The organism is Flavobacterium sp. NRK1, from assembly GCF_024054175.1.
GTDB lineage: Bacteria > Bacteroidota > Bacteroidia > Flavobacteriales > Flavobacteriaceae > Flavobacterium.
In genome coordinates, this window is record NZ_JAMXLA010000001.1 from 177,371 (window position 1) to 192,450 (window position 15,080).

10 protein-coding genes are annotated in these 15,080 nt (G+C 37.1%); 4 read left to right on the forward strand and 6 right to left on the reverse strand.

Annotated elements, in window-relative coordinates:
• Positions 1-116 precede the first annotated feature (116 nt).
• Positions 117-2,786, forward strand: coding sequence for a right-handed parallel beta-helix repeat-containing protein (locus tag NHE85_RS00835; RefSeq protein WP_252808795.1), 2,670 nt, complete (start codon positions 117-119; stop codon positions 2,784-2,786).
• A 331-nt stretch (positions 2,787-3,117) separates the two neighbouring features.
• Here the strand turns inward: NHE85_RS00835 and NHE85_RS00840 are convergent, their stop codons facing one another.
• From NHE85_RS00840 to NHE85_RS00855, 4 genes are all read right to left on the reverse strand, one after another.
• Entirely contained in the window at positions 3,118-4,296 is a 1,179-nt protein-coding gene (locus NHE85_RS00840) for an AIR synthase related protein (protein ID WP_252808796.1), read from the reverse strand.
• A 483-nt stretch (positions 4,297-4,779) separates the two neighbouring features.
• On the reverse strand, positions 4,780-5,676 hold the full coding sequence (locus NHE85_RS00845) for an OmpA family protein (RefSeq protein WP_252808797.1): 897 nt from the start codon (positions 5,674-5,676) through the stop codon (positions 4,780-4,782).
• Positions 5,677-5,790: 114 nt separating this feature from the next.
• Positions 5,791-6,609 carry an OmpA family protein gene (locus NHE85_RS00850; protein WP_252808798.1) on the reverse strand — a complete coding sequence of 273 codons (819 nt, stop codon included), beginning with the start codon at positions 6,607-6,609 and terminating at the stop codon, positions 5,791-5,793.
• 134 nt (positions 6,610-6,743) lie between these two features.
• Positions 6,744-8,930, reverse strand: a complete 2,187-nt coding sequence (locus tag NHE85_RS00855) for a glutamine synthetase III (RefSeq protein ID WP_252808799.1) — start codon at positions 8,928-8,930, stop codon at positions 6,744-6,746.
• 352 nt (positions 8,931-9,282) lie between these two features.
• Between NHE85_RS00855 and NHE85_RS00860 the strand changes: the two genes are divergently transcribed.
• Positions 9,283-9,543, forward strand: a complete 261-nt coding sequence (locus tag NHE85_RS00860) for a hypothetical protein (protein WP_252808801.1) — start codon at positions 9,283-9,285, stop codon at positions 9,541-9,543.
• A gap of 146 nt (positions 9,544-9,689) precedes the next feature.
• A complete protein-coding gene (locus tag NHE85_RS00865; RefSeq protein WP_252808803.1) occupies positions 9,690-12,056 on the forward strand; it encodes a glycosyltransferase in 2,367 nt (788 codons plus the stop codon).
• A gap of 83 nt (positions 12,057-12,139) precedes the next feature.
• On the opposite strand, the gene NHE85_RS00870 is transcribed toward NHE85_RS00865, so the two are convergent.
• Complete coding sequence (locus NHE85_RS00870) at positions 12,140-12,634, reverse strand: hypothetical protein (RefSeq protein WP_252808804.1); 495 nt, start codon at positions 12,632-12,634, stop codon at positions 12,140-12,142.
• A gap of 115 nt (positions 12,635-12,749) precedes the next feature.
• On the opposite strand from NHE85_RS00870, the gene NHE85_RS00875 reads away from it, so the two are divergent.
• Positions 12,750-13,310 carry a DUF1543 domain-containing protein gene (locus tag NHE85_RS00875; RefSeq protein ID WP_252808806.1) on the forward strand — a complete coding sequence of 187 codons (561 nt, stop codon included), beginning with the start codon at positions 12,750-12,752 and terminating at the stop codon, positions 13,308-13,310.
• On the opposite strand, the gene NHE85_RS00880 is transcribed toward NHE85_RS00875, so the two are convergent.
• Complete coding sequence (locus NHE85_RS00880; RefSeq protein WP_252808808.1) at positions 13,296-15,065, reverse strand: tetratricopeptide repeat protein; 1,770 nt, start codon at positions 15,063-15,065, stop codon at positions 13,296-13,298. The two genes, NHE85_RS00875 and NHE85_RS00880, sit on opposite strands and share 15 nt — an antisense overlap.
• Positions 15,066-15,080 lie beyond the last annotated feature (15 nt).

The window sequence follows — 15,080 nt, forward strand, 5'->3', positions numbered from 1 at the left end:
CAACACTTCGCATAAATTTTACAGTTTCATTAAGTTTTATTTAACCTTTATATTAAAAACCTTTAAGACAATATCGTCGTAGCTTAGATATGTACAATTAACACTAATTATATACTATGAAAAAAACAATTACTTATTTAAAAATGGTTACAGGATTGTGTTTGTTTTTTGCTTTATCGGCAAATGCACAATCAATTACTGTAACAAATGCTAATGATTCAGGAGCAGGTTCTTTCAGGCAGGCAGTACTTGATGTAGCTGCTGACGGAACTATTCTTTTTGATACTTCATTAAACGGAACTACAATCACACTTTCAAGCGAAGTAATGATTGACAAAAACGTTGTTATCAATGGAAACGATGCCGAAAACACTATTATCAGCGGTGGCGGCACAACGCGTATTTTACTTATAACAGGCGGCAACGTTACAATAAATAACTTAACGCTTACTGATGGCTCTGCAACTGATAATGGCGGGGCCATTTCTGCATCCGGAAGTACCCTTTTAATTAACAACACTACAATTTCTGACAATACTGCAAATGGTGCTGCCGCTACAAATGGCGGTGGTGGTATTTATGTAGCCGACGGAAGCGTTACTCTTAATGCCTCTTTAGTTACCAACAATACTGCATCAGGAGCGTCCGGAAGCGGTGGTGGTATATTTGTAGGTACCGATGGTATGCTTACAGTAAATGGCAGTACAATATCTAACAACATGGCCAACAGAGCCGGTGGTGGTATAGAAGTTAATGCTGCTACTGCAATAACAATCATGCTTAATGATGCAACTCTTGATGGAAACACTACAGGTTCTGCACCGGGTAACGGTGGAGGACTGCATATTACAGGAAGCAGCAATGCGACTATCAGTGGTGGTACAGTAAGCAACAATGAAGCAATGTCTGAAGGCGGTGGTTTATGGAATGGCTCTGGTACAATGACAATTACAGGAACGCTAATTACTGAAAATACCGCAAGTGGTGATGCTGCAGACCAAGGTGGCGGAGGTATTTATAACCTTAGCGGAAACCTTATGATAAATGCTGAAACCGTAATAAGCAATAATACTGCTGACGGTGCTTCCGGTAGTGGTGGTGGTATCCTTAACGATGTAAATGGTACGGTAACTATAACAGAAGCAGAAATCAGCGGAAACATATCTAACCGTGCAGGCGGTGGTATTGAAGATAACTCAGGTACTGTAGGTTTTGTATCATTGACAGATGTAATGTTAAATGGAAATACAACAAATAACTCTCCTGGTAATGGTGGCGGATTGCACGTAACAGGAGCTGGTAATATAACTATATCAGGTGGTACAGTTAGCGACAATGAAGCAGGTTCTGAAGGTGGTGGATTATGGAACGGATCGGGATCTATGACGATTACCGGAACTGTAATTGCTAACAACACTGCAAGCGGAGCAGGCTCTGACCAAGGTGGTGGTGGTATTTATAATCTTAGCGGAATGCTGGATATTAATGCAGATACTGTTATATCAGGCAATACTGCCGATGGTGCTGCCGGTAGCGGTGGTGGTATATTAAATGATGTTGGAGGTACTGTAACTATAGATGATGCCGAAATTACTCTTAATACATCAACACGTGCAGGTGGAGGAATTGAAGACAACGGAGGTGCCGATGGCTCTGTAATCCTTACAAACGTAATGCTTACTCTTAATAATGCAGGTAATTCACCTGGTAATGGAGGTGGTATACACATGACAGGTATGGGTAATGTAACTGTTACAGGAGGTGTAATAGGCGAAAATATTGCTGTACAAGGTGGTGGTTTATGGAACGGATCGGGTACAATGACGGTATCACATGCACATATTACAGGTAATATCGCAGCGGGATTAAGTGATAATGATGGTGGCGCTGGTATTTATAATAATGGAGGTACGCTTAATTTAAGCAACTCTACGGTATCACTAAATGCTGCCACAGGACTTTTAGCACATGGCGGAGGACTTTATCTTAAAGGTGGTTCTGCTACAATTATGGTAAGTACACTTTCAGGCAATACATCATTAACAAATGGTGGCGGAATTTACAACACAGGAGCATTAACCCTTAATGCAAATACTATAACATTAAATACTGCTACTATAAGCGGAGGTGGTATTTCTACCGAAGGAATGAACGCTGTAAGTTTAAAAAACAGCATCGTAGCAGGAAATACAGCAGTATTATCAGGTGCCGACCTGTTTGGTGAAGGAGAAAGTACTATAACATCTAACGGATTTAATCTTGTTGGAATTGTAGACGGATCTGTTTTTGCAGGTATAGATAGTGATATAATGGGAAGTATTACATTACCTCTTGAAATTGGACTTTCTGCACTTACTGAAACTGAAGGCGGAACTCCGGTACATACTTTAAGCTGCCCTAGCCCTGCGGCTGATATGGGTGATCCTGAAGATGACAGTGCTGACCAAAACGGAATGGCAGTATTTAACGGAAGACGCGATATTGGTGCTTATGAAGCTCAGGAAAATTGTACTACAGCAGGAACAGATGATTTTGTTACTGCAAACAAAAGTATGGTATATCCTAACCCTTCAAATGGAATTTTCACCATAGATCTGGCTTCTAACTATAATTCATCTGCCAATATTTCTATTTATGAAATAGCAACAGGTAAACTGGTTAAAGAAATAAAAGCAGACAATATGAATGTTGAAATAGACATGAATGGTGTTGCTTCAGGAACATATGTTATGCAGATTGTTTCAGACAATACTACAGAAACACACAAACTTGTTGTGAACAAGTAGTTTTATTAGTTGATTTGGATAAAGCTCCCACAATGTGGGAGCTTTTTTTATATAATTATGTGATTAAGTTATCAAAACAAAACAACTATTTCATTTTCAGCAATCAAATCTAAAAATCTAAAATTAAATATTTGGAATTAAAAGATTCCTCTTATCGTGGGAATGACAAAGCAAACTCAAAAACGTTATGTCAGAGTATGATTTAAACCACCTGACCTTCGACCACCGTCCAAAGAAAGGGAAGAATCATCGGGTAATACCCTTCATACTCTAAACTTTAAGCTATAAAAAAATCCGCCATAGGCGGATTCATATTTTATACAACAAAAAATTAGTAGTTAAAAGTACCGTATTCGCTGGTAATGGTAAGCTCTTTTTTATCAGATGCTTCTACCCTTCCTACTATCTGTGCATCAACATTAAATGATTTAGAGATAGCTATGATATCCTGCGCAATGCTTTCAGGAACATAAAGTTCCATACGGTGGCCACAGTTAAACACCTGGTACATTTCTTTCCAATCTGTACCTGAGTTTTCCTGGATTAGCTTAAACAACGGTGGCACAGGGAAAAGATTATCTTTAATTACATGAACGTTATCTACAAAGTGAAGCACCTTAGTCTGTGCGCCACCACTGCAATGAACCATTCCGTGTATATCTTTAGGAGTATATTTCTCCAGTATTTTTTTTATGATAGGTGCATATGTACGCGTTGGCGAAAGTACCAGTTTACCGGCATCAATCGGGCTGCCTTCAACGGCATCTGTAAGTTTGGTTTTACCGGAATACACAAGATCGGCAGGAACCGAAGCATCAAAGCTTTCTGGGTACGCATTAGCCAAATAGTTATCAAACACATCGTGACGTGCAGATGTAAGTCCGTTACTGCCCATACCCCCATTGTAACCCTTTTCGTAAGACGCCTCGCCAAAAGAAGCAAGGCCTACAATTACGTCGCCCGGCTGAATGTTAGCATTGTCTATCACATCACTGCGTTTCATACGTGCTGTTACGGTAGAATCAACAATAATAGTACGTACAAGATCACCTACATCGGCAGTTTCCCCACCTGTTGAGTGAATAGTAACATCAAACGATTTCAGTTCTTCAATAAGTTCTTCGGTACCATTAATGATTGCCGAAATAACCTCGCCCGGAACCAGGTTCTTATTACGCCCAATAGTTGACGATAACATAATATTATCAGCAGCACCAACACAAAGCAGGTCGTCAATATTCATGATAAGTGCATCCTGAGCAATACCTTTCCATACCGATATATCACCTGTTTCTTTCCAGTACATATAGGCAAGCGACGATTTCGTGCCTGCACCATCGGCATGCATTATAAGGCAATAGTCGTTATCACCTGTAAGGTAATCAGGCACAATTTTACAAAATGCCTTAGGAAATAAGCCTTTATCTATGTTTTTTATGGCATTGTGTACGTCTTCCTTAGAGGCAGAAACACCTCTTTGGCTGTAACGTTTGCTGGTATCAGAACTCATGGATATGGGTTTGTAATTGAACCGCAAAGATAGGTTTAATGGAGCAATTATACAATGTAACAATTATTTAATACAGCAATTTATCTATTGATTCGATTAGGGCTGATCAAGATTTTATTTTAGATGTTTATTGAGAATGGAAAACCGTTTAATCTGAAAAGAGATGCTTCCTTTGTTAACATGACACCAAATTCACAATAGGCTCGCGGAGTCATCGGTATTTAACTACACTTCTGTCATTTTGAGCGTAATGCAATGGATTCGGAAAATCCTGTTATACATTTCGGTTCTATATTCAACTACCCCGCCTACGGCACCCATCCAAAGGAGGGGAATCATAATAATATGAACAACTGATGTTTAGAGCGTGAGTTAAGCTAGTGTGACTCTTGAGATGGTTAAGAGTGCAAATTGTTACATTGTTACATTGTTACATTGTTACATTGTTACATTGTTACATTGTTACACTAAAAAATTGATACATTAATTATTCTCAACAATAAGTACCTCTACCCTACGGTTGGCTTCACGTTCTTCGGCATTTTTTTCAGGTATTGGGTAGAGTGGCTGGCTAACACCGAAACCTTCAAACGAAAGGCGGCTTTTCTCTATGCCGTTCAGGTTAAGAAACTGCATTACAGCCTTTGCCCTTTGTGTTGAAAGATTGGAACGGTCTGCTTTCATACAGCACACATGCCCTTGTAGTTTTATTTTAAGTTTGGGATGTAATCTCATCGTTTCAAGAAGCTCATATAATTTGGGCCTTGAATCGGGCATCACACCAAAGCTGTTCTCATAAAAATTAAGATTATCAATACGAAGCTTATCCCCCGCTTTGGATTGCCCTATTTTTTGCATAAAAGCCACATCTAGTGTAAGGTCTTCCATTTTACCACCGGGTCCCGGTACACGTACTGATGAAGGATAAGTAATTGGTGCTTTTGCAACTTCGGGGTTTTCAATAGTTTCGGGAATTCCTAATATTTCATTTTCACGATGCAGGTCTTTTTCCTGTAGGTAGTAAATAGTAACCTTACGGTTTTCTGCTTTTACAGGCGACTGTTTATGCAGTTTACCAAAACTTCTTGTTTTAAAATCGTCACGGATTTTTACTTTGTTTTGTATTAGTCCGAAAACATGGCTTACCCTGCGTTGGGCGAGTGTATCATTCATTCCTATACTTCCGTCTTCATCAGTATATCCGTTTATGGCTAATATTTTGGAGTTCTTATTTTCTGCAAGCCACTTATTAAGCCTCTGCGCTTCTTCATTTTTAAGATCATACTTATTAGAATCAAAATAAAGTGAAAATTGTTCCTGAGCCTGCATGGCAATGGTAAAAAACAATAAAAATATAAGGAGTGAAAACAGCTTTTTCATGAGCAGGAATTTGTTATAAAACGAAAATAAGCATTTAATTTATATGTAACAATGTACAAATTTTAAATGTAGCAATTAATATACCCAATTTAAATACATTAGTAAAATCGATAATTAATTCTCTACAATCTCAATTTCCACCCTACGGTTTGCCGTTTTTTCTTCTTCAGTCTTTTCCGGTATAGGATATATTGGCCTTGTACTTCCAAAACTGATATAAGACAATCTTCTTTTGCTTATGCCGTTTCTAACCAAATAATTATATACCGCTATAGCACGCTTACGTGATAGTTTAATTTTATTTTCAGGTTCACAGCACACATGTCCCTGAATTTGTATTTTAAGTTTAGGATGTTCCTTCAACATCGCCAGCAGCTCTCTCAGCACAGGTGCTGAAGATGGAAGCATAACATCTTCATTATTATAAAAATTCAGATTTTTAAGCAGTATCTTATCTCCTTTTTTAGCATTAGTTACATCTTTGCTTAATTCGGATTTTACAAGTTCAGGTTTATTTGTAGTAGGTTTAACTTCTAAAGATTCGGCTGGTGTTGGCGCGGGTTGTATTGCAGGCTTTGCATACTGAATAACAACTTTACGGTCTGCCTCATTATATTCTGCTACGGCTTCACTTTCTCCAAAACCTTTTTTCGCTGCATCACTAGTATTGATGTTTGATGCTTTTAATTCCATGTACACATACTGTATGCGCCTTTTAGATAAATCTAAATTATAAACGTTATTCCCGGTCAGATCTGTATATCCGTATATCTTTTGAATTTTTGCATCAGGATTCCGCTTTATCCACTCCGATAACTTTTGCTGTGACGCTTCATTAGCTAAAGCAGCATCAAAATCAAAATGTACCGTAAATTGCTCCTGCCCAACGGCAGAAAATGTAAGCAATAATAAGACAGGTAAAAAGCTTTTCATATTTGTAGGTTTTTTAGCATATCTATTCAAATATACATTTTAATTGCTTATTTGCAAACCAACAGATATAATACTAAGAAAAAGCCCCTATGCAAATGCATAAGAGCTAACTCAAAAAATTGCTATGAAATATATTATCGTGTAAACAATAATTCTCTGTATTTAGTCAATGTCCATATTTCATCATCTACTAAAAGCTCAAGTTTATCACAATGATCTCTGATAGTATCAAAATATGGTTTAACAGTATCACAATATGCATGTGCCATTTTTTCAGCAGTATCTAATGCATTGGCTTTTTTACGGGCTTCAGTCATTTCTTCAACCTGAGAATTAATAGCAGCAATGTGTCCTGAAATTTCTTTAATAAGTATAATTTGCTCTTTAGCTACATTTTCAAAATCGCTTCCGAAAATTTCTTTAAGACCTTTTACATTCTCAATAAGTACGTTTTGGTAACGGATAGCCGTAGGTATAACGTGGTTGCGTGCAATATCTCCAAGAACCCTTCCTTCTATCTGTATTTTTTTAGTGTACTCTTCAAGCTCAATTTCGTAACGTGCTTCTGCCTCAACATGGTTCATTACGCCAAGTTCTTCAAATAACGAAAGTGACTTTTCAGAAACTTTTGCTTTAAGTGCAGTAGGTGTAGTTTTGTAGTTGCTAAGTCCACGTTTTTCAGCTTCTTTTTCCCACTCTTCACTATAACCGTCACCTTCAAAAAGAATAGCTTTAGTTTCTTTAATATACTCTCTAAGTACGTTAAAGATAGCATCATCTTTCTTCATTCCTCCTTCAATAAGAGTATCAACTGCGGCTTTAAAGTCTCTAAGCTGTTTCGCAACGATAGAGTTAACAATTGTCATAGCATTAGCACAGTTAGCGCTTGAACCTACAGCACGGAATTCAAATTTGTTTCCTGTAAAGGCAAACGGAGAAGTTCTGTTTCTGTCAGTGTTATCAAGTAACACATCCGGAATTTTGCCTACTACGTTAAGTTTAAGATCTGTTTTTTCTTCCGGAGATAATTTTCCGTTAGATACCCCTTCAAGCTCAGCAAGAACTTTTGTAAGCTGCTGACCGATGAATACAGATATAATTGCAGGAGGAGCTTCGTTAGCACCAAGCCTGTGATCGTTAGTTGCTGTAGCAATACTTGCTCTCATTAATTCTTCATTAGTATAAACAGCTTTAATAGTGTTTATGAAGAATGTAAGGAACTGCAAGTTGCTCATTGGCGTTTTACCAGGCCCAAGAAGGTTAACTCCTGTATCTGTAGCCATAGACCAGTTATTGTGCTTACCCGAACCGTTTACTCCTTTAAATGGCTTTTCATGGAAAAGCACTTTAAAGTCATGACGCTCTGCAACTTTCTGCATAACATCCATTAGTAAAGAGTTATGATCTACTGCAAGGTTAGTTTCTTCAAATATAGGAGCAAGCTCAAACTGGTTAGGTGCAACCTCGTTGTGACGGGTTTTTACCGGAATACCAAGAAGCATACACTCGTTTTCAAGATCTCTCATGTAGTTAAGTACACGAGTTGGTATAGAACCAAAATAATGATCTTCTAACTGCTGTCCTTTAGCTGAAGTGTGCCCTAATAATGTACGTCCTGTAAGTGTAATATCAGGTCTTGAGTTTGCAAGAGCTGCATCAACAAGAAAATACTCCTGTTCCCATCCCAGGGTAGCAGTTACTTTCTTAACATTTTTATCAAAATAACGGCAAACATCTGTTGCAGCCTGATCTACTGCATGAAGTGCCCTTAATAGTGGTGTTTTATAATCAAGTGCCTCACCTGTATAAGATACAAATACAGTTGGGATGCAAAGTGTAGTACCAAAAATAAATGCAGGAGAGGTTGGGTCCCATGCAGTATATCCACGGGCCTCAAATGTATTTCTTATACCTCCGTTAGGGAAACTTGATGCATCCGGCTCCTGTTGCACTAACTGGCTTCCGCCAAATTTTTCAACCGGGTCGCTGCCGTCATATGATGTTTCAAAGAAAGCATCATGCTTCTCTGCTGTAGTACCTGTTAATGGCTGAAACCAGTGAGTATAGTGAGTAACACCTTTAGAAAGTGCCCACTCTTTCATACCCATAGCAATATAATCTGCCAGTTTACGATCTATTTTAGTTCCGTGCTGTACTGCATTTTTTACAGCCTGGTAAGCTTCAGGCGTTAAAAACTGACGCATTGCTTTGTCATTAAACACATTACTACCGAAAATGATAGACTTTCTGTCTAGTTCTTCTACTTTAACCGGCCTTCTGTTTGCGGTTTGCTGTAGTGCCTGAAAACGAAATGTTGACATGAAACTTTATTTTTAATGTTAATGATGAATTAAATTCTGTGCAAATGTACAAAAAAATGTTTCAAAATTTAAATACCCCCATTTTTTTAGGGGTTAAAAAAATATTATTTTATCAAAACCGCAATAATACCCCCATTTATAATAATAAAATTATTTTTAGTTAATTTTACAGTACCAACAAATCAATCTTTGCATTATTTTCAAAAAAAATCTTACATCAGTAAACATTATTTTAATATTCATAAAGCATTGTTAATTGAGTTAAATATTTATTAAGCAAATTGCTGTTTGCATGAGGATTACATAATTTAGACGAAGATTAATTTTATAACCTAATGTAATTCCATAAAACATGAAAAACAAGAAACTTATTATAGGTATTGCTGCAGGAGCAGCGGTACTGGCAGGAGCAGCAGTAATTATTGCACGCAGAAGAACAAGAAAAAACCACGAAATGGAAGTGCAGGAAGCCAAAGACCATTTTAAAGGCAAACTAAACGAACTACAGCGCAAAGCTAAAAAAGAACTTAAAAGCGGATCTACAGACCTTAAAGATGCTGTTAACACCGCTAAAGAAAGAGCAACCGACTGGGTTAATAAAGCGAATGCATAAACCTTAAGCAGACCAGCCAACTTACAATTAAGGCAAACGCATCGTACAATTTAAAACCGGTTAGTATTTATAGCCGGTTTTTTCAATGCCATTTATGAAATGATTTTAATGAAGACTAAAAAAACTACTAAACACCTTAATGCGTTATGAAAACCAGAAAAAATGCAGGGAGAAAATTTCAGCCCTATAATTTATTAATAGAACAGCTGGCCGAACAGGCTAAAGAAGCTGATAATACAATATTGCCTGAAATTTTGGTAATTACCACATTCCCACCGAGACAATGCGGTATTGCCACCTATTCCCAGGATCTTATAAAAGCGCTTAATGATCATTATGTAGATTCTTTTTCCATTAAAATATGCGCACTTGAAAATGAGCATGAAAGACATACTTATACAGACCCTTCTGTAAAACATGTGCTTAACGTATCTGTTCCTGAATCATACACACAATTAGCACAGGCTATAAATGAAGATGAAAATATTAAAATTGTTCTTATGCAGCATGAGTTTGGCCTTGTGCATGAAAGTGTAAATAATTTTAATAGTTTTATTGACGCTGTACAAAAACCATTATCATTTGTATTTCACACTGTGCTGCCCGGACCAAATGATGAGCTGAGAGCGAATGTACAACATATACTTAATCGCGCTGACTCCATAATAGTAATGACACATAATGCGTCTGATATTCTTGTTCGTGATTATATAATTGACCGTGAAAAAATTACTGTAATTCCTCATGGCACCCACTTGGTAGCCCATACAAACGTTGATGACCTTAAACGCAAATATGGTTTTGAAGGGAGGACAGTACTGTCAACATTCGGATTACTAAGTTCAGGGAAAAGTATAGAAACTACACTTGATGCACTGCCACAGGTAGTTGATAAAACACCTGATGTGCTATTCCTTATAATAGGTAAAACCCATCCTACTGTTGCCTTAAATGAAGGTGAAGCATACAGAGAATCGCTTATTGCTAAAATTGCCGAACTGGGTATTGAAGACAATGTAAAATTCATTAATAAATACGTAGATCTTAACGAATTACTGGAATACCTTCAGCTTACAGACATTTATCTTTTCACATCAAAAGACCCTAATCAGGCAGTAAGTGGTACTTTTTCATATGCGCTTAGCTGCGGATGCCCTATTATCTCTACTCCCATTCCACACGCAAAAGAGGTATTGGCAGGAGAAACAGGCATTACATTCGACTTTGGAAATTCTGAACAGTTAGCTGAGGCCATCAATACGCTATTGTTTGATGAAAATTTAAGAAGGAACATGGTGCTTAACGGGCTCCATAAAATAATACACACTGCATGGGAAAATTCAGCAGTAAATCACGCCAAACTTTTAGCCAGAACTGCCAACGGAATAAAACTTCAATACCGCAATCCTGAAGTTAATCTTAGTCACATTAAAGCAATGACTACCGATTTTGGCATGCTTCAGTTCAGCAAACTTAACAGGCCGGATTTAGAATCCGGATATACTATAGATGATAATGCAAGGGCCATGATAGCTATGGGCCAGCACTATAAACGATATAAAGACCCGTCAGTATTAAAGTATATTAAAATCTATCTTAACTATATAGAATTCTGCCAGTTTGAAGATGGTAGGTTTATTAACTATGTTGATGTTAATAAAAAGATCACTGCACAAAATAACAATGAAAACCTTGAGGACAGTTCAGGCCGTGCAATGTGGGCATTAGGATATATTGTGTCTTTAGGCAACATTTTACCGGAAGAAATTTCTAAAAAAGCACAAGACATTTTCCAAAAATCGCTTTCATTAACAAAGAATATTTATTCTACAAGAGCAATGGCTTTTGTAATAAAAGGCCTGTACTATTACAACCGTAGAGTTAAAGATACTGATACCTTGATTTATATTAAGCTGTTTGCTGATCGTATGGTACAGATGTACCGCCATGAAGCAGATGAAGAATGGAAATGGTTTGAAGGTTACTTAACCTATGCAAATAGCGTTTTGCCAGAAGCACTACTGCTTTGCTATGCGATTACTAACGACGAGGTGTACAAAAGCATAGCAAAAGAATCGTTTGATTTTTTACTTGCAAATACGTTTGATGAGAATGAAATTAAAGTAATTTCAAACCGCAGCTGGATGTTTAAAGGATCTAAAAAAGAACGTTATGGTGAGCAGCCAATAGACGTTGCATATACAATACTGGCGTTACGTAAGTTTCATGATATTTTTAAAGAGGAAGAATACCTTAACAAAATGGAAATAGCATTTAACTGGTTTCTGGGTAACAATCATTTACATCAAATCATTTATAACCCGTGTACAGGTGGCTGCTTTGACGGACTTGAAGAGCACAATGTCAACCTTAACCAGGGCGCGGAAAGCACTGTGAGTTACCTAATGGCAAGATTAACTATAACTAAATACTTTGGTAATGCTGATATGGTTTATTTTAGAAAAAAACAAAGAGCTGCTAAAATTTCAGCCCTGCGTACACTTGATTTTTAAGACCAATATAAATCAGAATATAAAAAAGCAAAGCTCTCCAATTGGAGAGCTTTGCTTTTTTATATAGTAAGATGATTGAAAACTTATTTAATAGTTTTTATTTCTGTTGAGCCATTTGCTTCTTTAATAGCACTCATAACGGTATCAAAATCATTGTTGTCAAGGTTTTCAGCAACATATCCCGGTACAAGTACAATTCTGAAAATCTGATTAAGTGAAAAATCCTGTCTTAAAATGGGGTCAAAGTCAGCATCTAAATATATCACTACATCATCCTGAGAAAAATCAAAGAAATATTTTAAACTTCCTTCAGGTAAATCGTAGCTCGTAGGAATAGGTTCCCATATATCATTACCTAAATCATTAGCACCTGAAAGCCTGTACACTAAAACCACATCTGTCGATAAAATTTTAGGATTTAACGGTACTAAAATCTGATAATCTCCTGACTGGGTAAAATTTACATTATCAACTTCAAAAATTTCCGGATATGTATCATAATCTACATCATCGTCATTACTGCATCCCGTGAGTCCAAATACGCCCACAATACTTAAAAGTAAAAATATCTTTTTCATAATTTTAATGTGTTAGTTGTTGATTTTATATTGTTTAAAGGTAATTAACCAAAAACTGAACCAAAAATTTAATTTAATAAAAAATTGCTAAAAAAAATTTTAAATATATTTGCGTATGGCAGATAAGAATTTAAAATTACACATGGTTTTACTGGGCTGTACACCACCAGGCAGACTTACAGAACAACATGATATTTTTTTTGGCATAGGTGCATCTGTACCAGATCTGGTAAAGGATATGTATGCCTTTTGGCCGGATGGAGGCCGCCTGCATGTTGATTCATGGAGAGAAGTTACACAGGTAGGGGATTATACTATTAGCATAGTTCCAAAAACGAAAATTTCTGCTGTAGAAGAGAAACTATTCTTTTTAAACCTTGGCGGTTATAGGCCGGGCGAATTTGAAGAATATCATTACAAAATACTTGTAGTAGCAAAAACCATGTCCGAGGCTGTAAAAGAAGCGAAAAAAACTACTTTTTACAAACATTTTAGTTTTAAAGGTGCTTCATCTCATATCGATGATAAGTATGCTCTGGATGTTGATGATATTTATAATGTGGAAGACATTCTTGCTCCTTATTTAAAAGAACAGTATAGCATAAGCATCTCCAAAACAGGTAAAGGTTCTGAAGATGCTATACATATAGGTTACATGAAATTAAAAGAAATTTAGTGATCCTGCAGTTTTACGTTTTGCCACTTTATCTACCGGAATAATTATCTTAACAGTAGTTCCCCATCCCGGATCGCAGTCCATTCTCATAATACCACCTGTAGGACTTAAATGGCTGTCAAGTTTTTTCTTTTCAGCATCACTTATATCATTACCACGCCCATTGTCTTTTATAGAAACCATTAAACGTGTCCCTGTATAGGTAATCCCAAAAAATACCTTAGATGCCTGTGGATCCTGTTTAACAAAAACAAGTGTTTCCTTTATTACAGATAATAATCCTAACTGGCTTTCTTTGGTTATAATAGTATTAGATATCCCTTCAGGTTCAGACACCATTACTTCAATTGGGCTGTCGCCAAAATAGTCAAGCACATATTCTTTAATACTGCCTACATAATTGGTAAGTGTAGTAGTTTTAGGCGTTAGAAGCCATACAAGGTCTCGAATATTCTCTTCAATTTTTTTAGTAGTTTCCTGCATTGCCTCACCCTGGCTTTTTAGCGTAGGCATTCCTGTTGCCCTTTCCATGATAGACTCACTAAGAGAGTTTATTTCCAGAAGTTTATTATCAAGATCACTATGTATATTTTGAACCATCCTGAGACGCTCCTGACCTTCAGCCTCATTAAACATAGTGTCTTCAGTACTTCTTTTTAATATTCTTCTTCTCCATAAAAGGCCTAGAATCACGATTATTACAAGACATGCAATAGAAATAACAGCAAACATAAAGTATTGCTGTGAAGAAAACCCTTTCGAAGGGCTGTTATCACTAACTATTTCTTTTACGACAGGAGCTGAAGCTTTCTCTTTTGCAAGTCTTTCCTTTAAAACAGCCATCTCTTCAGCACGCTGTTTGTTGCTGTAAATCTCATTCTTTTGCTCGTAAATTTTATGATAGCGCACAGATTCCGGATATTGCCTAAGATTTTCATAAGCATTTGCCATGCCAAGACTGGCTTCTACAATTACCTTATCATACTGGATAGCCACAGCATCCAGATATGCTTGCTCATATAGCCTTAAGGATTCATTATGGTCTTCCATAAGTACCTGAACGCCCCCAAGACTGCTCAATACATCGGCAACTTTTTTATGATCGTTCGCGCTGTTAAAATATCCAAGTGCTTCCTTGTAGTTAAGAATAGCCTGTGGATAATCACCGTGTTTTTTATAAGCATTTGCCATGCTGCTCAGGGTTTCGCCTGCTAAAATTTCGAGTCCGCGTGCCCTGTAAATAGCCAGCGCCTGGCTATATACTTCCAGTGCCTTTTCAATTTTATGCAGTTCCTCATACATCGCCCCTGCTCCGCTCAAACAGTCAGCTGAAAGAATTTCATTATTTAACTGCTTTGCCAGCGCAGCAGCTTCAGTATAATATTTAAGTGAAAGTTCATGCTTATTCTGCAAAGCATATAACCTGCCAACTTCCTTAGAAACATTGGCAATAGCAACATTGTCGCGACTTTTGGCTAACACAGGGAGTGCCAGCAGATAATTTTTTAATGCTTCGGTAGTATTACCTGTATTTACATAAGCATCGCCTAAAGCGTTAAGCGATTTTCCTAAAGTTCTATTGTCTTTACCTTCACGCGCTAGTGCTGTGCTTTCTTTTAGTAAGCCAATAGCATAAGTATATTTACCAGCAGTAATTTCTTCTGCTGCCTCTTTTAAGAGGGTGTTTGCACTCTTTTCCTGTGCAAAAGAGAAAAAGGCACAAAACAGGGCGAAAAAAAGTAAGTTTTTTTTCATTAATATAGATTTAGG